This is a genomic window from Campylobacter concisus (assembly GCF_002913045.1).
Taxonomy (GTDB): Bacteria; Campylobacterota; Campylobacteria; order Campylobacterales; family Campylobacteraceae; genus Campylobacter_A; species Campylobacter_A concisus_AP.
In genome coordinates, this window is the sequence record NZ_PPAF01000035.1 from 407,953 (window position 1) to 429,528 (window position 21,576).

Genomic DNA, 21,576 nt, shown 5'->3' on the forward strand with positions numbered 1-21,576 from the left:
TTAAACCCTTGATTTATAAAAATTATTATCTATGCTGTTTCCATCTTGGCCGTACTCACTTGCTTTAGTGCCAAAAATTTTTTCATTAAGTGAGTCAAAAAATTCTTTAACGGCAACAACATGTCTTGCATATTCTTTATTTACTTTATGTAAATTTTCAAGCTTTGAACGCATAAGAACAAGCTTTGACTTCACTTCATCGTCTAAAACACTAGCAAGTGTAGTCGTACCGCTCTCTTTTGATACCTTTAAAAGCTCCTTATCTAGTGCTCTTTTCGTATCTTCAAATGCACGAACTAAGGCATTTTTTTTCTTTACACTCTCATCAACGCTTGAGTGCTTAGCCTCTTTTATATTTGCGATATCTTGTATGGTTAAATTTATAAGCTCATCAAGCTCGCCTATAGCCTCGTCCAAAAGCTTTTTTATCATTTAAATTCCTTAATTACAGCAACGCATCAGCCACAGCCCTAGCCGTTTTTGAGATATCAACCTGATAAGTACCATTTGCTATGGCATCAGCTATCTCTTTTAGCTTTGCGTTTTCGTTTGTTCTTACTTCTTTACTCTGAGTTTCGACCTTGGCATCGCTATTTTTATTTAGCGTATTTGCCTGAAAATTTGGTCTTTGGTTCAAAGGCCTTATCATATTCATACCTCTTAAAATAAAATGTTTATATCACTACATCGGCAGAATATAAATTTACTTAAGAGTCTCTCTTTAAAAAATCGTACAAAAGTTCTGAAAAACCTAAATTTCCACTCAAAGCTTTGCTCATAGCGTCGTTATACATAGACCTGTAAATGTCGCTGCCAGCGGCTTTTGGATAGAGTGAGTTCTTGTCATCTTCTTTTAAAGCGATATCAAGCACAGCCTTTACCATATATGCCTCAAATGCATCAGTTTGCTCTTTTAAAAGTGCATCTTGTTTAGCATTTGCGTTTTTTATCTTATTTGCCGAAATTTCATTGTATGAATTTAGTGCTAAAGTGTTATCTATTTGCATTATATTATCTCCAGATCAACTTGTATCGCACCAACTCGCTTTAAATTTTCAAGTATCGATATGATATCGCTTGGTGTCGCTCCAAGCTTATTTAGCGCTCTTGTTACATTTGCAACGGTTGTTTTTTCACCTGAAATTTTAAGTAAATTTTGACTAGGTGCGACAGATGTATCGCTTCCTATATTTACATCATTTTGTGCTGCTTCATCGTAGCTATTTGGCTCTATTTTTATTGTGATTGCACCATGCGTTAAGACAACTGGGCTAACTACGGCATTTATGCCACTTACTATCGTGCCAGTTCTCTCATCAACTACTATCTTCTCATCTGGCTTATACTCCACATCAAGATCGAGCACGGCGCTTGCAAGCTCGATAATACTAACATCATCTGGCTTTTTAACGATAACCGTTCTTGGATCGATCGCCTTTGCGGCATCATCAGAGATATTTGCATTTATAGCATTTTGGATATCAAGAGCAGTTTTAAAATTTGTATCTTTTAGGCTTAGTCTTATGCTATCTTGATTGTAAATGTCATAAGTCACCTCTCGTTCAACCAAAGCTCCATTTAGAATAGAGCCAACAGTTGGGTGGTTGCCACCTGATCTACCCATGCTTTTTCCGCCGATGCTTAAAGCACCCTGAGCCAAAGCGTAAATATCACCATCAACGCCTTTTAGTGGCGTCATGAGAAGAGTGCCGCCTTGCAAACTTTTTGCATCGCCGATAGATGAGATCACGACATCGAGTTTATCACCATGCCTTGCAAACGCAGGAAGCTTAGCTGTTACCATAACAGCAGCTGCGTTTTTTGACTTGATATCATCTGGATTTATCTTTACGTTTACGCCTTGAAGCATGTTTGATAAAGACTGGATCGTAAATTTTGACGTTGAGCCATCACCTGTGCCATTTAGTCCAACCACAAGGCCGTAGCCTATTAGCTGGTTATCTCTTACGCCAACTATGCTTGCAAGCTCTTTTATCTGTGTAGCAAAGGCTGAAGTAGCTATCACTGAAGCTGCTACAAAAGATAAAAATTTTTTCATATTTTTTCCTAAAATTTAGCTATTTTAGGTTTTTAAAGCAAAAGATGTTCCAAATTTTTATAAATTATTGGAAGTAAGAGAGCGAAGTAGCTCCAAATTTTTTAAATTTTACAAGCTTATATGTAGAAATTTCATCGCTAAATTTAAAGTCGCTGTTGTGCTCAAAAACTATCATATAAATTTTATTTTTTTTTAGCTGTGAGATTAAATTTACAAGTTGTTCGTAGATATCATCAAAGCCAGCTCTTATGTCAAACGGTGGATCAAGGTAGAGCAAGACCTTACCACTTTGAGAATTTATAATATCGGGCAAGACAGAAAAGGTATCGCCATTTATCGCTTTTAAATTCGAGCACTCTAGGCTTGCAAGGTTGCTTTGCGTGATCTTAAAAGCGGCTCTATCTTTTTCGATAGCGATAGCCTCACGTGCTCCATTACTAACGGCCTCGCTTGCCATCACGCCACTTCCACCAAAACCTTCTATAAATGTAAGCGAGTAAATTTCATCTCTAATGACGTTAAAAAAGGACTCTTTTACGATACTTTTTGTGCTTCTAGTCGTGCTTAGGCTTGGCAGCTCAAGCCTTTTGCCTTTAAATTTACCACTTGAGATTTTAGTGTAAAGCTTCACTGATTTGCCCTTAAAATTTCAAGCAGATCAGCTTTAAATTTATCTATCAAAAGTGAAATTTTCTCTTCTAAGCCCTTTTCATTTTTAGCTTCATTTAGCTCATTTGCTTTTGAAATTTGCATAGCTGAGTAAAATTCTTCAAGCGTATCAAGAAGTGCCATTTTGGTAAAAGGATGAGAAAGATGCGCATTTTTTCCTATTATAAATAGTGGTTTTTTTGTTGATATTTCGTGATCACTCACTACAAAATCACAATCCTTATGATGAGCAGCCAAATTTCCACAAAAAAGTAGCAGTGTCTTTTGAAGCAAAATACACTCGCACTCAAATGAAATTTTCATATCTCTTCCTATAAATTTTTGCTCAATTTTAGCCTAAATAATCAAAAATTTGTATAAACACTAAAGGATTTTAAAATTTTACCGATGTAGAAGCTAACGTAAGTTTTAAGGAGTAAAACTATGGAAATCTTTAAGGCAGCAGCAAATCAGGTACTAGATACAAGCATGAGCACATCCGCTCAGCGTCAAATAGACAGCAGACCTATCGAGCATTCTGATGTTAAATTAAGTGCTGATAAAAATAACGAAACAAAAGACATTAACGAGCTAGACGGACTTAGCAACGAAGAGCTTGCCAAAAGAACAAGAGAGGTCACTGACAGACTAAACTATCAAATGCAGCAACTCGATACTAATGTAAGATTTGCTTACAACGAGAAGCTAAATTTAATGGTCGTGCAAGTAAAAGATGCTAAAACTGGCGAAGAGATAACACAACTTCCAAGCAAAGAAGCTATAAGAATAAGCGAGTATTTCAAAGAAAGCATCGGAATACTTTTTGACAAGGAGAGTTAAAAATGGCAGTAGGTAACGTAACAAATTTAGGAATCGGTACAAAAAATAGCGGACTAAATGATGATCTTATCAAGAAATTAAAAGAAGCAGATGAAGCAGGACAGATCAAGCCTTTAACAAAAAGGCTAGAAAGAAATGACCTAAAGCAAAAAGACCTTGCAGCGCTAAAAACTCTAGTTAGCAACGTAAACGTAAGTGGCAAAACGCTTGGCGGAGAGGCACTTTATCTAAAAAGAACTACAAATAACGCTGGTAAAAGCGTAACAGCCTCAGCAGCAAATGGCGTTAGCGTGCAAAATTTTAGTATCGATGTGCAAAAACTTGCTCAAAAAGATACATTTCAAAGCTCAAATTTCAAAAACGCTTCAAACTTAGTAGGTGCGGCAAGCAACGGCTCTTTTGACGTTGAGATCGATGGACAAAAATTTTCTATTAGCGTAACTAGATCAACCACATATCAAGATATTGTAGACAAGATAAATGATATTAGTCGTGGTAAATTGCAAGCTAGAATTTTAAATGTTGGCGGAGATAAGCCAAATCAAATCATGCTTCAATCAGGCAACACTGGTGCTACGCAGACTATTAAATTTTCAAATGATACGGCTGGTGTTTTAGATAAGCTTGGCTGGGATAGTACGCAGTTTCAAGATAAAGATGCAAATGGTACTCTACTAACAAATCCTGATGGCACACCAAAGATGACATCAAATTTTGAAAAAAATAGAATTTTAAAGGCACAAGATGCGGAATTTACATATAACGGAGTAAATGTAAAAAGAAGCAAAAATACCTTCAACGACTTAAGGCCGGGAATTTCTATTACATTAAATGAAACTGGTAAAACAAACGTGAGCGTCTCTCAGGATACAAAAGAGGTAATAAAAGCGGTTGAAGAATTTATCAAAGACTACAACCTAATGACCATGAACCTTGGCATAGCTACAAAATATGACGAGGAAAAAGGAGCTGGCACTTTCCAAGGCGTTAGCGAAATTTCAAGTTTAAGATCAAACATTGGTCGTCTTGTAAATGGACAAGATAGCGAAGGTAAAGCATTAAGTAAATATGGCATAGTGCCTGATAAAGACGGACAACTTCAGCTTGATCTAAATAAACTAAATGCAGCTCTTAGCAAAGATCCTGAAGAGATTCAGAAATTTTTCATGGGATCAAGCAAGATCGAGCCAATAAGCTATATGGGAGCATCGACTGTTAGCGCTGGGGCATTAGATATAAAAGCTGGTGATCTTACGATAAACGGCAAGTCAGTTACATTCTCAACTACTGCTACTGCCACAGCTGAAGAGAACGCACTAAAACTTCAACAAGCCATAAATGACGCTGGCATAACTGGAGTTACAGCCAGTCTTGATAACAGTGGCAAAAGAATCGTCTTAAAAAGAAGCGATGGCGAAAATATCGAGGTAAAAGGTAAAAATTCAGCCTTAACAGCTCTAGGTATGAATGAAGCAACTGTAAATTCAGTAACTAAAAAAACAGATGGGCTATTTACAAAGCTAGCTAAAATGCTTGATGGTGTCGTTGGTAAAAAAGGCACAATGATCGCTATGCAAAATCAGCTAAAAGACGAAAACGAGTCGATCACAAAAAATAAAGAGAGCACACAAAAGCTTTTAGATGAGAAATATACAACAATGCAAGAGCGCTTTATAAAGTACAACGCTATCATCGCAAGCTTAGAAAATCAGTTCTCAACACTAAAATCAATAATAGATGCAGAGATAAATAGTAGAAAATAAGAGAGAAAGATGAATCAAAGTGCATATAGTGCATACGCACAGTCTAGTTTTGGGGGCATAGAGTCCCCAACTAAATTAATAGAAATGCTTTATGACGGAATTTTAAAATTTATATTTCGTACCAAAAAGGCGATAGAAGCTGGAGATATAGAGAAAAAAGTTTATTATATTAATAGGACAAACGCTATTTTTGTTGAGCTTTTAAATTCACTTGATTATTCTCAAGGCGACGTAGCCCACTATCTTAGCGGCCTTTATACAAGACAGATGCAGCTTCTTGCTATGGCAAATATACAAAATGATGTCGCAGCTTTAAACGAAGTAACCAATGTCGTAAAGCAACTATCTGAAGCATGGAGAGAGGTAACTTCAGGTGAATAGTTGGATTAATGAGTTTAAATTAGCATTGATAAACGAAGATACAGGCAAGATAGCTGCTTTATCACAAAATTTTAGTGAGGATATGTTTACAAACCTAGCTTCAGCACAAGAAGCACAAGCACTAATTGGCGGTGCAATAGAGCTTTTAAAAAGCAAGTCTTCGCACATCCAAAATGAGCTTATAAAACTACAAAAAGCTCAAAAATACGTAGCAAACTAATCAATTTTTATAAATTTAAAGGCACGGCGTTAAGCCGAGTTCTGTCTTGAGCGATCATTTATCTACGCTTGCTTTTACAAACAAACTCTAGCGAAGGGTTTTAATATAAGACCAAAACCATCCCTTCTTGCTGCAGGTTGGGTTTATATGGCCACGCAAGTTACCAAGCGTGCCGGTGGGCTCTTACCCCACCGTTTCACCTTTACCGCCGAAGCGGAAGTCTGCTTTCTGTTACACTATCCCTTAGGTTTCCCTAGCCATCCGTTAGATGGAACCTTGTCTTATCGCAGCTCGGACTTTCCTCTTTTGCAAAAACAAAAGCGATCGCTTACCGTGCCAGAGCGAAATTATAGCGGCTTTGGCTTAAATTTCTAGTTTTTTAAAACTTTAAACTTTATATTCTTTTATTTAAAAGGTAAATTTGCAGGCAGATAGAATGCTTTGAGTAAATATTTAGCGTATGTTTTATTAAAAATTTATCTCAAAGCGCGATAAACTCAGCATTGTCTATAGGTCGTAAATCGTACAAGTTCCCAAATTTCTCCATTATCTCGCGCGTAGCCTCCGTAAAAGGCTCGCAACCAAAGTGCGGCACGACGCAAAAATCAACCAAATTTAACCCCGCAAAATCGCTCATTTTTGCGCTATTTTCATCCATTAGCGTAGCATATTTCGTATCTGGAGCCGCCGCTATCGCTCCCGCCGACTCACCGATATAAATTTTGCCCGCTTTGATTGCATTTTTTATAGCTTGCCATACGCGCGATTTTCGCAGCTCGTTAAGCAGATAAAACGTATTTCCGCCGCTAACGTAAATGATGTCGCACTGACTAATAGTAGATAAAATTTTATCTTCACAAGATGGCTCATCTTGGCTAGATACTAGCGCTGCCGAATCCTTGGCGCAAGAGACGTCAAGGTGTCTTAGCTTCGCACCAAAATTTTCTAAAATCTCCGCCGCTTCGCCGACGTAGAAATTTACCTCTTCAAATTTGGCCGCAGTATCTATAAAAACAATATCTTTGCCTTGAAAATTTACCACTTCATTAATCTTGCTCGCAACCTCCGCAAAGTAAGAGCAAAGAAAAATATTTGCCATTTTTAATCCTTTTAAAATATAAATTTGCAAACCCATTATATCCAAACGAGCCTAGAAACACTTGTGTTTCGCGTCGCCAGCGCATCTTGCTTTACGGGTAAAATTTAGCGATTTTAGGATAAGGATCTTGGTGCAAAAATTTGATAAATTTAGCCACAAATTTAAATTTCAAACAATAAAGTAAAGTATTTTTGTACCGCTTGGCTCACAGCTTTTAAAGAGCGTCAGGCGAGGTGAATTTTGATTTGTGAAATTTAAACTTGAAAGTTAAGGCGAAGTTTTGCGAGATGGTTTTAAATGTTTTATGTGCCACTATGCTCGTAGCTAAACAAAAGAAGTAAAATTCGTCCAAAAATAAGGCATACAGCCTATCGCAGAGCAAAATTTATACTCTGCTTGCAGTTACCAGCATAGACGCAAAATTCATTTAAAAGCGCTCGCAAGATGAGCCGCCGCCCTACTCAAAGATATTTTTATGCAAGATTTCTTCTAGCACCACCGTCGCGTAGCTTCCTTTTTGTAGAGTAAAATTTATCGTAAAGTGCGCCTTTTCCTCGTTATATTTGTAGCTTGCATCCTCCAAATAACACCACGCAAAGCGCCTAGATCCCGTCATTTTAGCTTTGTATTCATTTGCCTGCGCAAAAATTTGATCCTCGACCATTCTCGCCGCACCCTGCGCCTCATACGCCTTCGCGCCCGCGATCAGCCCGCAGCTAGTGATATCTCTAGCGTCAAAGCGCGCGCCCTCAGCGTCCAAATCCTCGCATAAAAAGCACTTGCCGTGCGGATAGTGACCCAAAACTTCGCCCTCCATCAGCTTAAAAAATCTCTTTTGTGATTTTAAATTTTTTAAAATCGCGCCGTCAAGATACGGGTAAATTTGAGCTAGCTCGCCTAGGCCAAAATCCTGCGCAAACCTCGAAATCTCCACGCGTTTGCTAAGCCAGCGATTAAAAAGATCACTTTGATATGCCGAGATCAAAAAGTCGTTTAGCTTTACATTTTTGCTCTTTTTGCCGTTTATCGTCCCGTTTTTAAGAAGCTCAAGGCCAGTTTCGGCATTGTCGCCAAATTTACCAAAACGCTGATAGCCAAAGTAGTTTGCATAGCCCATTTTGTCAATACTAATAAATGCTTGCTCTAACTTTTTGGCATTACTTGGTAGCACCTTTTTTAAGCGGATGAAAAAGCTATTTCCCTTTAGATGTCCGATACGAAGCTTATTTTTATGCACATTTAGGCTTAAAATTTTCATCTTTTCGTGGCTAAAATTTGCCAGAGCCGCTTCAAATTTACGTGGCATAGAGACAAACTGCGTCGTCATACCCTGCTTGTCCTTTAGCCCCGCATAGCCAAAGTCGCGCATCTTAGCCCCTGTAACCTCGCTTAAGGCATGCAAAGCGTCGCTTGTCGTCATATCTTTTTTAGAAATTTCAACGATCAAGTGCTCGCCGTCACCGCTAAACTCGTAAAGTGGTATCTCGCGCACGACAAAATCATCTGAATTTTTAGAAAAATAGGCCTCTATGGGCGCATGAGTGAGTGCATAAAGTGGCTTAAAAGTGGTGGTTTCTTGCATTTTGTTTTAACCTTTTATTTGAAATTTTTGCAAAGACGTTAATCTTTGTCCGTGTTTTTGTGGCGATCCTTTTAATGGCATTTAATTTTTTAGGACTAAAAGTAAATAAAATTTCATACTCTTCGCCACTACTAAGCTCAAATTTACTTAGTTTTTTTGTAAATTTAGCACCCTTTTTGCTAGCCTTTAAAAGCTTAGCAAGATCTGCATTTAGCCCATCTGAGATATCCATAGCGGAGTTTATAAGATGAGCTGCTTTGTAGAAAAATTTATCTCTTAAAATAGGCTTTTTAAATCGTGAGTTTTTTGAGATTTTAGCTAGCCTTAGAAGCGAATTTAGCCCCTTTTTGCTACCTCCAAGCTCGCCAGTAAAAGCCACCAGATCTCCGTATTTTGCATTTTTCCTAAGCACAGCTTTGCCATTTAGCTCGCCAATTACACTAACGCTTATATTTAAAATTTTGCTACTTATCGTGTCGCCACCGATTATCCTTACGCCAAACTCCTCGCAAGCTCTATTTATGCCGCCACTTAGCTCTTTGATTTGCTGCGGCGTAAAATTCTTTGGCAAACTAAGTCCAAGAAGCGCAAATTTTGGCCTAGCATTCATCACGATCGTATCTGAAAAATTTACGATCATCGCCTTATAGCCGATCTCTTCAAGGCTTAGCCAGCCATGCTTAAAGTGTGAATTTTCAGCAAAAATATCCTTGCTAAAGACCTGCTTACCAAGTACAGCCGCATCATCGCCAATATAAGCGTTACCAAAGCATCCAATCGTAAAATTTTCTTTATCCATCGGGCCATTATAATGAAACTCCTTTTAATTTTAGGATAAAATAAGCCAAAAAAGGAGCCAAATGCAAAAAATAGAAATTTTTAGATTTAATGCAAAAAAGGATATTTTGTCGTATTTTAAACCATATTTTTTAGAAATTTTAGATTACGCAAACCTTGATGAACTATTTTTGCATGTTAAAAAAATTGATCCGTATTTTCAGCCAACAACTGGCTTTGTGAAAGTAAATGATGCCGTAGTGAGCACTGCTGAACCATTAGGGAATTTATATGAGAAATTTGCAGGCGAGCTTGTGATTTCGCCACTTGATGAAAAACGAGCGGTTTTAGATCTTGAGATAAATGATGACGACTTTTGGGAGAATTTTAAACCATTTGAGAAATTTTGTGATCAAGCATGCAAAGAATTTTATGCAAACTTAAAGCCATATTTTTATGCTGATTTTGTGAGAGAATACGAGCCAAATTTTATAGGTGCAGCTGCTATCATACTGGCTCATCATCTTTATAAAAAAGAAAAAAATGATGAAATCATAAGGCTTATCAACAATGAAAATGGCATTTTGATAGCTTGCAAGATTGATGATTTTATCTTTAGCGGAAGCGAAATTTATACCGAAGCGATTAGTTTTTTTAAAGAAATTTTAGGAATAAAAGAGAATGAAACCTCAAAAAATGAGCTTAAAAAGATAAAGAGCTTGGATAAATTTAAAGAGTTCAAAATAGCCGTAAGCGATAAAATCCCTGAAATTTTAGATAAATTTAGAGCAAATTTTATAAATCTAAACATCAAATTTCCTTGTGGATTTGAACTTTTAAAAGTCAACGAAAAGCTTGCATTTGCACTTGCAAGTAAGACCATCTTTAATGCGTTTGATAGCGGGGCTGATTTTTTACTAGCTAGCAATGATACTGAGTTTTATATGTTTGACACACTTTCAAAAAAGCTTGAAAAATTTGCAAACAGAAGCTTGCAGGATTTTTATATTTTAAGAGTTAGCGAACTGATCGAGCTTGAAAATGGCAAAATTCCAGCAAGCCTAAAAGAGCATACGCTAAAAGTAAATCTAGTCTAAAACTAGAGAATTTATTTTTGCAAAGTTGCATTTTGCTCGCTTAGGGCTTCTTCTTTTTCGTCTTCTTGCTTTATCTCATCGTACCTTGCTTTGGCGTTTTCATAAACACCAGCTGGTAGGCTTATGTTTAAATCGTCCCTTAAGCTCATCACATCATCACAAGCATTTTGGTAGCCAAGGTCGCAACTTTTCATGTAATAACTCACGCCAAGCTCGATATTTGAGTGTTTTTTTAGATCACTATCCATTTGCTCATTTACCTCTTCATTTACAAACATATCACCCAAAGCCTCGCACGAAAGAACATCTTTTTGCTCACAGCCATCATAGAAAATTTCATACGCAGTTGCGTAATCTCCGGCATTTAGCGCCTCAATGCCTCTGTCATAATCATCGATGTCAAAGCCAAATGCTAAATTTAAAGCTAGGATTAAAAAAACTATCTTTTTCATATAAAGCTCGGTGCGTCGTTTGAAAATAGTATGAGATCGCCGGCACGCGTATTTTGAGCTAGAATTTCTTGCATTTTATTTTTATCCTTTAAGATGATAATCTTTGCCTTTATGATGTGCTTTAGTAAAACTTCAGCATTTAGTGAGCTTGTGATGATGACGAGATCGAAAATTTCATTTATCACCTTGGCTAAATTTGCATTTTGCTCCGCGTCACTCTCGACGATGCCTGGTGTTAGCAACACTTTTCTGCCAGTATAGGTGCTTACAAGCTCGTAGCTTGCACTCATGCCTGAAAAATTTCCATTAAAGCTATCATCAATTATCAGCTTGCTGCCAGCCTCGATCTTGCTTAGGCGGTGCTCGACGTTTTTCATCTTAGATAGCGCTCTATTTACTGCTTCATCGCTCATTTTCAGATATCTTGCTACCTTGATACAAACGGCTAAATTTGTAGCGTTAAATTTACCAAGCAGCGGCGAAGCGTAGTTTTTGCCATCAAGCATAAATGAAATTCCATCTAAATTTGCATTGATATCTTTTAGACTTTCATCGTAAATTTCTATATTTTGACTTGGCTCTTTTTTTGTCGAACTATGTAAAAATGCCATTTGCAAACGGCTGCTTTGAAGTGCTTCTAGCTTGGTAGAGCGGATATTATCAAGCGTTTTAAAATACTCAATGTGTTGCGCACCGATCTCGCCAACGATTACGATTTGCGGGTTTAGAAATTTTGTGATCTCTAGGATGTCGCCCTTTAGCCTAGCGCCTGCTTCTGCGATGTAAATTTGCGTTTGCTCGCTTAAATTTTCGTTGATATCTTTAATGATGCCTGCCATTGTATTGACGCTGCGTGGCGTTTTATAGCAGACAAAGCTATCTTTTAAAATTTCAAATAAGAAATTTTTGATGCTAGTTTTGCCGTAGCTTGCGGTGATTAGGATTATCTTTAGCTCTTTGTTTGCGCCAAGTTTTTTAAGCGCCTTGTTTTTAAAGCCTTGAAATTTTATCTTTTCTAAAATTTCACTAAAAAATAGGCTCACAACCAAGACAAAAAGTGGCATCGGAGCCAAAAACGCCTTGTGAATGATGAAATTTAAAGCATAGTTTAAGATGATAGCGCAAGCAAGGATCACAAAAAAGTGCTTGATCCTGGCAGTAAAAACTAACTTTTTATCAAGCTTTTTGTGCCAAAGATAAAGAGCTGGCAAAAGCGCAAAGTAAAAATAGATAAAAAACCACTTACCAGTCGTGTAAAAAAGCACCAAAGGCACGATGAAGAAAAGGACGTGCCAAGAGGGCTTTGTGAAGTGAAAGAGCACGCGCTCAGGCCTATATGAAAACCACTGAAAGCAAGTAATCACATAAAAAGCGAGCGCAAAGATAAATAAAACTGTGCTTATGCTTAAAAATATATTCATCTTATCTCCTCGATCCCGCTCTCATCGTCATCTAGAACAACATTTTTTGCTTCATTTGGCTCAAATTTTAGCCCTTTTTCTATCTCGTCACTTATGAATTTAGCGTGAAGTAAAAAGAAAAAATGATCACCATTAAGCGGAAAAAATGAACTATTTTTTATGAGCTTATGTATGCTCTCTCCGCTTGTTATAGGCGTTGCCTTGTCATTTTCTCCCCAGAATATCAAAGCCTTGCCGCTAAAGCTAGCAAAATTCTTCGTAAAATCCTCATCAACTACGTTTTTTAGGGTCTCATACATCACTCTGCTCATACCGCTTACATCTTTTGTGGCAAAGAGTTTGTAAAATTTACCAAAGCCAAAAAGCTTAAAAATTTTAAAAATTGCTATCTTTGCTCGCACGATAAATGGCTTTTTGACAATTATACCGGCTGAGCTTAAAAGCACAAGATATGGCGGCTTTAGAAGCGTTGCGACCTTGCCACCAAAGCTATGACCCACGATGATATCTGGCTTTATGCCAAGCTCATCACAGAAATTTTCAACAATTTTTGCATAATCACTTGTTTTTAACGGATCAGTAATGGAGCTTTTACCAAAGCCTGGCATATCGATATAAACGTGGCAAAAATCACTTAAATAAGAGCCAAAAGCCTTTTTCATTATCTCTTTATTAGCGCCCCAGCCGTGCAAGAAAAGCACTATTTTTTTGCATTTTGGATTTACTACTTCGTAGCTGATCTCATATTCGTCTGAGCCGTATTTTACCGCCCTACTCGCCATCGTTTTCTCTCTTTTTTGCAGTATAAATGCTCTCAAGCACGCTTACTGCCTCGCAAAGGCGCTCATATTCTTCCATATTCAAAAGCACTGCTTCAAATTTATTATTTTTAACAATGACAGCTCTTTTTAATTCATTAGCTCCCACACGAGAGAGCACTGAACTAAAATTTCTAACCACTTCAGTTGCTGTATAAATTTCATCTTTTGTAAAAGTTACCATTGTCGCTCTTTGTGTAAAATTTTACGTAAAATATCACAAACTACTTTATAATCTACTAAATGGCCTAAATTTTTCCGCGACCTTTTACTGAAGTGATCGAGTTTATAAAGCTATAATCGATCTTTATATTACGCTCTCTTGGAAGTGAGTTTGCAAGAGCATTTAAAGTGCTTTCAAAATCCTCAAATAGATAGTTTGCAAGGCTTCCTGGATTTGGATTTATCTCATTTAGATAGACCTCATCATCTATCACAAAAAAGTCGCATCTAATTATCGCCCCGTCAAATCCACAATCATAAATTTTTGAAAAATTAAATTTAAGCTTTTGTTTTAGCTCCTCAGACATTTCAGCTTCTTTGACTTTGTTTTCATTTGAAAAGCTAAGATACTTTTGCTCGTAATCAAGAAATTCTTTCTTTTTTGGCTCTTCGATGATAGAAAATTTTATCTTTCCATCTATCTTACAGCCTGCAAGGTTATACTCTTTTACTTCCTTTATAAAAGGCTCGACAAGCACATCCTTATCAAACTCAAATGCCACGTCTTTTGCATAAGCTAGCTCGCTGGCATCATGCACTATATTTACGCCGATACTACTTCCAAGCCTTGCTGGCTTTAAGATAATAGGATAGTGAAATTTTGGCTGGCTCTCACGAGTTAGCATCTCATAGTCAAGCGCCTTTACGCTAGCTTTTTGCGCTAGAAATTTAGTAAGCTCTTTGTTGTAGCTAAGCGCACTTACTTCAAGCCTTGGACCTATATATTTTATGCCGTAAAAGTCAAAAAGTGCCGCCATTTTGCCATCTTCGCCATCCATGCCGTGGATCAAATTTATAACGACGTCGCACTCTACTTTTTTATCGCCAAAGAGAGAGTGTATGAAAAATCCACCCTTAGACAAAATGAGCTTTTTTGAATTTTTGTATTTGCCAGAGCTAAAGAAATTTGCTCTCATATCTTTTTGCTCGATAAGATAAAAATCTCTATTTGCATCACAAAATATAAATTTTAGCTCTTGTTTTAGGACATTTTTTAAAACTATCGCACTAACTATGCTTATCTCATGTTCATAGCTCTTTGCTCCAAATATCACACCTAAATTCATCTTTTTAATCCTTATCCTAATTTCTTTAATGCTTCTTTTATAAGATCACTCGTATTTTCACTCTTGCACTCAGGCAAAATTTTCACTATCTTCTCACGTTTAAAGCCAAGCGCCTCAAGTGCCAAAAGTGCCTCATTTTGGTAGCTTGGCACACTCTCGTCACTTATTAGCTTTGCGTCACTTAGCTCAGCTATAATGCGTCTAGCAGTCTTTGGTCCGATACCTGGCACGCTTTTAAAAGTATCTGCATCGCCACTTATTATAGCGTTTGTAAATGCTTGCGAGCTAAGGCTTGAGCAAACTGCCATAGCCGTACTAGCTCCTATTCCATTTAGCTTTATTAGTATTTCAAACATCTTTTGCTCGTTTGCGTCTAAAAAGCCGTAGAGTAAATTTGCGTCCTCTCTTATGATCTGCGTTATAGCAAGTTCAACTTTTTCACCTTTACTAAGTTTGGCCGAGCAAAAAAGCGAGATAAAAATTCCATAGCTTACGCCGCTATTTGTTTTAAGTATCACAAATGCGGGATCTTTTTTGCTGACGATACCTTCGATCGCTTTTATCATCATTTAACCTTTTATTCTTAGAAATTTGTATCTGTGTAGTCTTCTAATTTATTTGACTTTTTGATCTTATACTCAGCCTCATCGCCATCACCGATCTTCTCTAAAGTAATGGCATGAGCAGTTTCATTTTGCTTTGAGATATAAGTGACATTTTGTGGAGGATCAACGATAACAAATCTAATCTCATTTAGTTCAACCCAGTTGCCTCTATTTATCACTTTTGCAGAAAATATTCCGTTTTGCATGATCTCAAGCTCATCTTTTAGAGTAGCTAGCAACTCTTTTTTATCTTTAAAAATTTTTAGCAAAGTGTTGTATTCATTGACTAGACCTTGATACTCTTTTAGCTTTTTCATGAAGGTAACTGGCGGTATCACTTTAGCTTTTGAGAGCTCTTCTACCTTTGCTTTTATGGTATAAATCGAGTCTTTATTTTCGTTTATGACATTTTTCTTTGTTTCAATATTTTTTAGAAGCGAAGCAAGCTCTGCTTTTGTATATTCGATCTTATTTAATTGCTCTTGCGTAGCCTCAGCACTCTCAGGCATTTTGCTAGTATCGATTATAAATTTATTGTCAGTGCCTCTTAGATATCTTACGTCTATTAAGTGTGAAGCTGTAATAGTGCAGTTTGAGCCAAGCGTATTTATTTGGATATTTTGAGCAGTTATAGAGCCACCAACGACGCTATTTATCTTAACTCTTTTTGCTACGACATTTCCGCCTTCTAGCCTATCTATCTCGACATTTTCAGCTTCAACCTTACCGATATGGATAGAAATTTTTGCATTCTTTGCATAAATTTTAGCCTTTTGGTGTGTTTGACCGCCGATTATTACTTCATTTGCTTTAACCATCGCATTTGCACCGACGTTTCCTTTAACCTCGATCTCGTCAGCCTCCACGATGATGCCAGTGCCGATGGCGTCTTTTATAGTATCAGTTTCCCTAACCACCAAAGTCACATTTGTATCAGTACCTGCTTGAATAGAGCCAGTTGTTTTAAAATTTGCTTCATTTATCTCTATACGCTCTTCAATATTAAATGAGCCATTTTTCTCAACTACATATCCTGATTTTTTAGCGATGTATATTATGCTATCGTCATTTTCTACTCTCTCTATATTTTCGCTTATGCTTATCTCTTTACCGGTATCTTCTTTTGGCTTTTCTACTGCTAATAATTTGCCTCTCGCATCACGGCCATTTTGCCCTTCGTGAGACTTTTTCTCTTCCATTATCACTTCATCTTGTGCTACACCAAAAACAAAACCTCTATCAGCGTAATCAACCTTATCTTCCTCTTTTATCGCATCAAGTTTATCTTTGTAGTAGTAAAGTATCTTTGCATCGGTAGCTTTTTTTGGATTTATACCTTGTGTTATGTTTAGTATGTAGTCTTTATCAAGTTCGCCCTTTACATGCACAACTGAGGCGATTTGTTTTAACTCATCTTTTAGTTTGCCAATCCTTATACCTATTAAAATTTGAGCTTTCATAAGCTGTTTGGCGATATATTCAAAAAGCTTATCTTCGTAATGCTGTTCGTATTCACAATCTTTTGTGGCTTTTACCTTTGCGACTACTTTTGTAACCGTTGAATTTACACCGATTTCTATCTTTGGAAGCTTTGGTACAGCATTTAGCCTAACATCAAAAAATTCCACGTCATAGACCTGCTCGATCTCTAGTGTCTCGTCAAGGTAAAAAGTATTATCATCAAAAAAGTCTAAATTTTCTTCAGGGACAAAAACTGGCTCTTCATTATCTTTATTTTTATAATAAGTCAAAATGTCTAAAATTTTAAAATCTATAAATTCTACCGGTACGCTGTGTTGCTTGCTTAATTCTTTAAGCGATATATAAGGTGTTGAAGTTTGAATTTGCGTTGGCGGTAAAAATCTCTCGTTTTCTTGCACGTTCTCGCTCAAAATTGATCCATTTCACATAAAATTTAGCTCTTATTATCGCCAAAATTTTATTAAATTTGGGTTATGTAAGCTTTAAAGCATCTTTTGTTACTATTGCGTTTTCAAATTTAATTTAGGTGAGCGATGTTTATAAAAGGTTTTTTTTCAAACTCAGTTGGCATTATGGTTTCAAGAATTCTTGGACTTATAAGAGACCTTTTAACAGCTTCTATCCTTGGAGCTGGCATATTTAGCGATCTTTTTTTTATCGCTTTTAAAATCCCAAATTTATTTCGCCGTATCTTTGGCGAGGGCGCTTTTACACAGGCATTTTTGCCAAATTTTGCAAACAGCAAGAAAAAAGCAGTCTTTCAGGCTGAAATTTTCATCAAATTTCTACTTTTTATAGGCGCATTAACGCTTCTTGTAAATTTATTTACGCCCTACTTTATAAAGATCATCGCAAGCGGCCTGAGTGAACAAAATATCATGGGTGCAGTGCCGCTTGTGCGTATAAATTTCTACTATCTAGCCCTTGTTTATATCATCACTTTCATGGGTGCACTACTTCAGTACAAAGGACACTTTGCCACGACTGCGTTTTCAACTGCGCTACTAAATTTAGCCATGATCGCATCGCTACTTTTGGCTCGTGGCAAGAGCGAGAGCGTGGTCGCACTTTATCTTAGCTTTGGCGTCGTTGCAGGCGGCATTTTGCAAGTTTTAGTGCATCTAATTGCTATGAAATTTAACGCCTTAAATAAAATTTTTTGGGGCGGTCTAAGCGGATATTTTAAAGGCAAAAAAGCTAGTAGCAAAGGCTTTTTTATAAATTTCTACCACGGCCTACTTGGCTCAAGTGCGATGCAAATAAGCGCATTTATGGACACTTGGCTAGCTAGCTTTTTGGTAAGTGGCTCGATAAGCTATCTCTTTTATGCAAATAGAATTTTTCAGCTCCCACTTGCCATCTTTGCGATCGCACTCTCTCAAGCACTCTTTCCAAAGATCACTAGGCTTTTAAAGCAAAAAGACGAGGCAAATGCCCTAGTTTGGACGAAAAAGAGTTTTTACCTGCTACTTTGCGCCCTGCTAGCCGCCACGATCACAGGCGTCGTGCTAAGTGAGTTTATCATCTGGCTCTTGTTTGAGAGAGGGAATTTTGTAAGGGCAAACACCATTGAATGCGCCAAGGTGCTAAGTGCTTATTTGGTGGGGCTTACGCCATTTGGACTGGCTAAAATTTTCTCACTTTGGCTTTATGCAAATATGAAGCAAAAAGAGGCGGCCAAAATTTCTATCATCTGCCTTGTGATAAATTTGATCCTAGCAGTCATTTTGATGCAGAAATTTGGAGCAACTGGTCTTGCATTTGCAAGCTCACTTGGGGGATTTTTACAGCTTATTTTATACATTAGAGCCTTTGGAGCTAAGCGATTTTTAGCTATAATCGAGCCTAAATTTATAGCTGCTATCGCACTTTTGGCGGTTTTGCTCTATTTTGGTTTAACATTTTTAAAGGATATATTTAATGCGAATTTTTGATACTTCTAAAAGAGAAAAGGTTGAGTTTAGCCCGATAAGAGAAGGTGAAGTTAGCATCTATCTGTGCGGACCAACGGTCTATGATGATGCACATTTAGGACACGCAAAGTCAGCCGTTAGCTTTGATCTTTTAAGAAGGGTCTTAAAAGCGCTTGGCTACAAGGTCAAATTTGCAAGAAACTACACCGACATCGACGATAAAATTTTAAATAAAATGGTGCAAACTGGCCAAAGCCTAGAGGAGATCACAAACAAATACATAGCGCATTATGAGAGCGACATGAACGCTTTAAACGTATTTGATCCAGACTTTAAGCCAAAGGCTACGCAGTGCTTGGATGCGATCATTAGCTACATCAAGGTGCTTATGGATAAAGGTGTGGCGTATAAAACGAGTGATGGAATTTACTTTGATACGAGCAAGGATAGCGGCTATTTTAGCATTAGCGGTAAGGATAACAATACCGATCTAATCGCGCGTGTGGCAAGTTTTGGCGAGAAAAGAGACGAAAAAGACTTTGTGCTTTGGAAATTTGATGAGAAATGGTACGAGAGCCCATTTGGCAAGGGTCGCCCTGGCTGGCACACCGAGTGCGTGGCTATGATAAGAGAATTTCTAAGTGATAAAGAAAATGAGGAATTTGAGATCGACATCCACGCTGGTGGCATCGACCTACTCTTTCCGCACCATGAAAATGAAGCAAGTCAGTGCAGATGTGCCTATCATAAAAATTTGAGCAAATACTGGATGCATAATGGCTTTATAAAAGTAAATAACGAAAAGATGAGCAAGAGCCTAAACAACAGCTTTTTCGTAAAAGACGCCCTAAAAAACGTTCATGGCGAAGTGCTTAGATATTACTTGCTTACGAGCCATTATAGAGCGCATTTTAACTATTCAGATGAAGATCTAGTAGCTTCAAAAAAGAGACTTGATAAAATTTACCGCCTCAAAAAAAGAGTCGATGGCGTGCAAGCAGGCGCGGCAAATGAGAGCTTTAAAAGTGAGCTACTTGAAGCACTAAGCGATGATCTAAACGCATCTAAAGCGCTTGCAAGTGTTGATGAATTTGTAAAAACGGCAAACGAAAAACTTGATAACAATCCAAAAGATAAAGCCTATAAAGCAGAAGTGGCAGCAAATTTATATCTGATAAATGAAATTTTAGGCATTGCTAGCACAAACTATGTTGAGTATTTTCAGTTTGGCGTAAGCGACGAGCAAAAAGAGCAAATTAAAAGACTTCTCGATGAGCGCACGGTAGCCAAAAAAGAGAGAAATTTCGCAAGGGCTGATGAGATAAGAGATGAGCTAGCAAAAATAAACATCTCTATCATGGATACGCCAAATGGCGCAGTTTGGGAGAAAAACAATGAATAACTTTGGCTTAAAAGATGTGCTAAAACGCTTTGGCCCATATTTTAAAGACTACATTCCACACTTCATATTAGCCTTTATTGGTATGGCCCTTGCAAGTGGCGGAACAGCTGTTAGTGCGTATCTAGTGGAGCCTGTATTAAATAAAATTTTTGTTGAAAAAAATGAGACATTACTTTATATGCTGCCATGTGCGATCATTGCCATTTATGTACTAAAAAATATAGGAACCTTTATGCAGGCTTATTTTACGGCATATATCGGACAGGATACGATTAGAAGATTTCGTGAAAAGATGGTCGAAAATTTACTAACTTTGGATATGAAATTTTTTAATGATTTTAGAACAGGCGAGCTAATAAGTAGAACCACAAACGACATCGACCGCATAAGATCGATAGTCTCAAGCATGATACCTGAGTTTGCAAGGGAATTTATAACAATTATTGGCCTACTTTGTGTAGTCATATATCAAAGCCCAAAGCTAGCATTTTTTGCACTTGTAGTTATGCCAATAGCGATTTATCCGATTTCTCGTCTTGCAAAAAAGATGAAGAAAATTTCCAAAAAGTCACAAGAAAAGACGTCTGATATCACCTCAGCTTTGAGTGAAATTTTTACAAATATTGAGATAATAAAGGCAAATAATGCCCAAAAATACGAACATTCACGCTTTGTTGATGAAAATAATAAATTTTTTAAACTAAATCTTAAAACCGTAAAAATCGAGCAGCTAGTAAGCCCACTAATGGAGACGATAGGCTCTATCGGAGTTGCAGCCGTTATCATAGTGGGTGGCAAAGATGTTATCGATGGCAACATAAACATGGGTGCTTTCTTTTCGTTTTTAACTGCACTTTTTATGCTCTATACTCCGCTAAAACGCATCGTAAATATCTACAACAAGATGCAAGATGCGATCGCCGCAAGTGAGAGAACCTTTTTCTTGATGGATAAAGTGAGTGAGATAAAAGATGGTGAAAAAGAATTAAGCGAAGAGATAAACCTAATCAAATTTAAGGGTGTCTGCCTAAACTACGGCGACAAAGAGGTCTTAAAAGGGATAAATTTAGAGGCTCGCAAGTCAGAATTTATAGCCCTTGTTGGCTCAAGTGGTGGCGGGAAAACCTCACTCATGAATCTACTTATGAGATTTTACGACGTAAATGGTGGAGAAATTTTAATAAATGAGATGAATTTAAAAGATATCAAAATTCACTCACTTCGCCAAAATATCGGCCTTGTAACACAGCGTGTCTATATCTTTAACGACACGATCGCTAAAAACGTGGCTTACGGCAGAGAATTTGACGAAGAAGCGGTCGTAAAAGCTCTAAAAATGGCAAATGCCTATGAGTTTGTAAGTAAGCTTGATGATGGTATCCACACCATTTTAAACGAATTTGGCACAAACCTTTCAGGCGGACAAAGACAGCGTATCGCAATAGCTAGAGCGCTTTATCAAAATCCACAAATTCTCATCTTTGACGAGGCTACTTCAGCACTTGATAATGAGAGCGAAAAAGAGATCACAAAAGCTATAAATAACCTCAGAAGCAAAAAGATAATCTTTGTCATCGCTCACCGCTTAAGCACGGTTGAAAGTGCTGATAAAATCGCAGTTTTAAGCAACGGAAAGATAGTTGATACTGGAAATGACGAAGAGCTTAGCAAGAGAAATGAAATTTATGCAAAACTTAAAGGCAAAGCCTTAGTTTAAGGCGATTTTTG

General features: G+C 37.3%; 24 protein-coding genes and 1 other RNA gene. 8 read left to right on the forward strand and 17 right to left on the reverse strand.

The window, feature by feature from the left end:
- The 6 genes from flgN to CYP43_RS05980 form a co-directional block, all read right to left on the reverse strand.
- Positions 1-432, reverse strand: a complete 432-nt coding sequence (gene flgN / locus CYP43_RS05955) for a flagellar export chaperone FlgN (RefSeq protein WP_021091397.1) — start codon at positions 430-432, stop codon at positions 1-3.
- 13 nt (positions 433-445) lie between these two features.
- Positions 446-649 (reverse strand): flagellar biosynthesis anti-sigma factor FlgM, encoded by a 204-nt coding sequence (locus CYP43_RS05960; protein ID WP_072594307.1) that lies wholly within the window; start codon positions 647-649, stop codon positions 446-448.
- A 58-nt stretch (positions 650-707) separates the two neighbouring features.
- Positions 708-1,007 (reverse strand): rod-binding protein, encoded by a 300-nt coding sequence (locus tag CYP43_RS05965; protein ID WP_103582864.1) that lies wholly within the window; start codon positions 1,005-1,007, stop codon positions 708-710.
- On the reverse strand, positions 1,007-2,059 hold the full coding sequence (locus CYP43_RS05970; RefSeq protein WP_021091361.1) for a flagellar basal body P-ring protein FlgI: 1,053 nt from the start codon (positions 2,057-2,059) through the stop codon (positions 1,007-1,009). Before CYP43_RS05970 ends, CYP43_RS05965 begins: the two co-directional genes overlap by 1 nt.
- Before the next feature lie 64 nt (positions 2,060-2,123).
- The gene (gene rsmD / locus CYP43_RS05975) at positions 2,124-2,690 is read right to left on the reverse strand and encodes a 16S rRNA (guanine(966)-N(2))-methyltransferase RsmD (RefSeq protein WP_103582865.1); all 567 of its coding nucleotides are present in this window, start codon (positions 2,688-2,690) and stop codon (positions 2,124-2,126) included.
- Positions 2,687-3,031: an ornithine carbamoyltransferase gene (locus CYP43_RS05980; protein ID WP_103582866.1), complete on the reverse strand. Its 345-nt coding sequence runs from the start codon at positions 3,029-3,031 to the stop codon at positions 2,687-2,689. Before CYP43_RS05980 ends, rsmD begins: the two co-directional genes overlap by 4 nt.
- A 120-nt stretch (positions 3,032-3,151) precedes the next feature.
- Here CYP43_RS05980 and CYP43_RS05985 point away from each other — a divergent pair, with 120 nt between their 5' ends.
- The 4 genes from CYP43_RS05985 to CYP43_RS06000 are packed head-to-tail and all read left to right on the forward strand — an operon-like array spanning position 3,152 to position 5,911.
- On the forward strand, positions 3,152-3,547 hold the full coding sequence (locus CYP43_RS05985; protein WP_072594311.1) for a FlaG family protein: 396 nt from the start codon (positions 3,152-3,154) through the stop codon (positions 3,545-3,547).
- Between the two features lie 2 nt (positions 3,548-3,549).
- Complete coding sequence (gene fliD / locus CYP43_RS05990) at positions 3,550-5,310, forward strand: flagellar filament capping protein FliD (RefSeq protein WP_103582867.1); 1,761 nt, start codon at positions 3,550-3,552, stop codon at positions 5,308-5,310.
- Positions 5,311-5,319: 9 nt separating this feature from the next.
- Positions 5,320-5,691 (forward strand): flagellar export chaperone FliS, encoded by a 372-nt coding sequence (gene fliS, locus CYP43_RS05995; protein WP_072594313.1) that lies wholly within the window; start codon positions 5,320-5,322, stop codon positions 5,689-5,691.
- Entirely contained in the window at positions 5,684-5,911 is a 228-nt protein-coding gene (locus tag CYP43_RS06000) for a hypothetical protein (RefSeq protein ID WP_103582868.1), read from the forward strand. The genes fliS and CYP43_RS06000 overlap by 8 nt, the downstream gene beginning before the upstream one ends.
- 14 nt (positions 5,912-5,925) lie before the next feature.
- Here the strand turns inward: CYP43_RS06000 and rnpB are convergent.
- The 4 genes from rnpB to CYP43_RS06020 all read right to left on the reverse strand — a co-directional run bounded on the left by rnpB (position 5,926) and on the right by CYP43_RS06020 (position 9,391).
- Positions 5,926-6,251: RNase P RNA component class A (gene rnpB, locus CYP43_RS06005), an RNA gene on the reverse strand.
- A 141-nt stretch (positions 6,252-6,392) separates the two neighbouring features.
- Positions 6,393-7,010, reverse strand: a complete 618-nt coding sequence (locus tag CYP43_RS06010; protein ID WP_103582869.1) for a Type 1 glutamine amidotransferase-like domain-containing protein — start codon at positions 7,008-7,010, stop codon at positions 6,393-6,395.
- A 457-nt stretch (positions 7,011-7,467) separates the two neighbouring features.
- The gene (truD, locus tag CYP43_RS06015; protein ID WP_103582870.1) at positions 7,468-8,592 is read right to left on the reverse strand and encodes a tRNA pseudouridine(13) synthase TruD; all 1,125 of its coding nucleotides are present in this window, start codon (positions 8,590-8,592) and stop codon (positions 7,468-7,470) included.
- Complete coding sequence (locus CYP43_RS06020) at positions 8,570-9,391, reverse strand: thiamine-phosphate kinase (protein ID WP_103582871.1); 822 nt, start codon at positions 9,389-9,391, stop codon at positions 8,570-8,572. The genes truD and CYP43_RS06020 overlap by 23 nt, the downstream gene beginning before the upstream one ends.
- A gap of 61 nt (positions 9,392-9,452) precedes the next feature.
- Between CYP43_RS06020 and CYP43_RS06025 the strand changes: the two genes are divergently transcribed.
- Entirely contained in the window at positions 9,453-10,466 is a 1,014-nt protein-coding gene (locus CYP43_RS06025) for a hypothetical protein (protein ID WP_103582872.1), read from the forward strand.
- Between the two features lie 11 nt (positions 10,467-10,477).
- On the opposite strand, the gene CYP43_RS06030 is transcribed toward CYP43_RS06025, so the two are convergent.
- The 7 genes from CYP43_RS06030 to CYP43_RS06060 form a co-directional block, all read right to left on the reverse strand.
- Positions 10,478-10,918, reverse strand: coding sequence for a hypothetical protein (locus CYP43_RS06030; protein ID WP_103582873.1), 441 nt, complete (start codon positions 10,916-10,918; stop codon positions 10,478-10,480).
- Positions 10,915-12,339 (reverse strand): Mur ligase family protein, encoded by a 1,425-nt coding sequence (locus CYP43_RS06035; RefSeq protein ID WP_103582874.1) that lies wholly within the window; start codon positions 12,337-12,339, stop codon positions 10,915-10,917. The genes CYP43_RS06030 and CYP43_RS06035 overlap by 4 nt, the downstream gene beginning before the upstream one ends.
- Positions 12,336-13,121, reverse strand: coding sequence for an alpha/beta fold hydrolase (locus CYP43_RS06040; RefSeq protein ID WP_103582875.1), 786 nt, complete (start codon positions 13,119-13,121; stop codon positions 12,336-12,338). The genes CYP43_RS06035 and CYP43_RS06040 overlap by 4 nt, the downstream gene beginning before the upstream one ends.
- Positions 13,111-13,341: a type II toxin-antitoxin system Phd/YefM family antitoxin gene (locus CYP43_RS06045; RefSeq protein WP_021091404.1), complete on the reverse strand. Its 231-nt coding sequence runs from the start codon at positions 13,339-13,341 to the stop codon at positions 13,111-13,113. Before CYP43_RS06045 ends, CYP43_RS06040 begins: the two co-directional genes overlap by 11 nt.
- A gap of 64 nt (positions 13,342-13,405) precedes the next feature.
- Positions 13,406-14,446 (reverse strand): D-alanine--D-alanine ligase, encoded by a 1,041-nt coding sequence (locus CYP43_RS06050; RefSeq protein ID WP_103582876.1) that lies wholly within the window; start codon positions 14,444-14,446, stop codon positions 13,406-13,408.
- An 11-nt stretch (positions 14,447-14,457) separates the two neighbouring features.
- Positions 14,458-15,012, reverse strand: coding sequence for a Holliday junction branch migration protein RuvA (gene ruvA / locus CYP43_RS06055; RefSeq protein ID WP_103582877.1), 555 nt, complete (start codon positions 15,010-15,012; stop codon positions 14,458-14,460).
- Between the two features lie 17 nt (positions 15,013-15,029).
- Positions 15,030-16,943, reverse strand: a complete 1,914-nt coding sequence (locus tag CYP43_RS06060; RefSeq protein ID WP_103582878.1) for a flagellar assembly protein A — start codon at positions 16,941-16,943, stop codon at positions 15,030-15,032.
- 123 nt (positions 16,944-17,066) lie between these two features.
- Here CYP43_RS06060 and murJ point away from each other — a divergent pair, with 123 nt between their 5' ends.
- From murJ to CYP43_RS06075, 3 genes are read left to right on the forward strand one after another with little or no spacing between them, the layout of a single operon-like run.
- On the forward strand, positions 17,067-18,467 hold the full coding sequence (gene murJ, locus CYP43_RS06065) for a murein biosynthesis integral membrane protein MurJ (RefSeq protein ID WP_103582879.1): 1,401 nt from the start codon (positions 17,067-17,069) through the stop codon (positions 18,465-18,467).
- Positions 18,454-19,848 carry a cysteine--tRNA ligase gene (gene cysS / locus CYP43_RS06070; protein WP_103582880.1) on the forward strand — a complete coding sequence of 465 codons (1,395 nt, stop codon included), beginning with the start codon at positions 18,454-18,456 and terminating at the stop codon, positions 19,846-19,848. Before murJ ends, cysS begins: the two co-directional genes overlap by 14 nt.
- Entirely contained in the window at positions 19,841-21,565 is a 1,725-nt protein-coding gene (locus tag CYP43_RS06075; protein ID WP_103582881.1) for an ABC transporter ATP-binding protein, read from the forward strand. The genes cysS and CYP43_RS06075 overlap by 8 nt, the downstream gene beginning before the upstream one ends.
- Positions 21,566-21,576 lie beyond the last annotated feature (11 nt).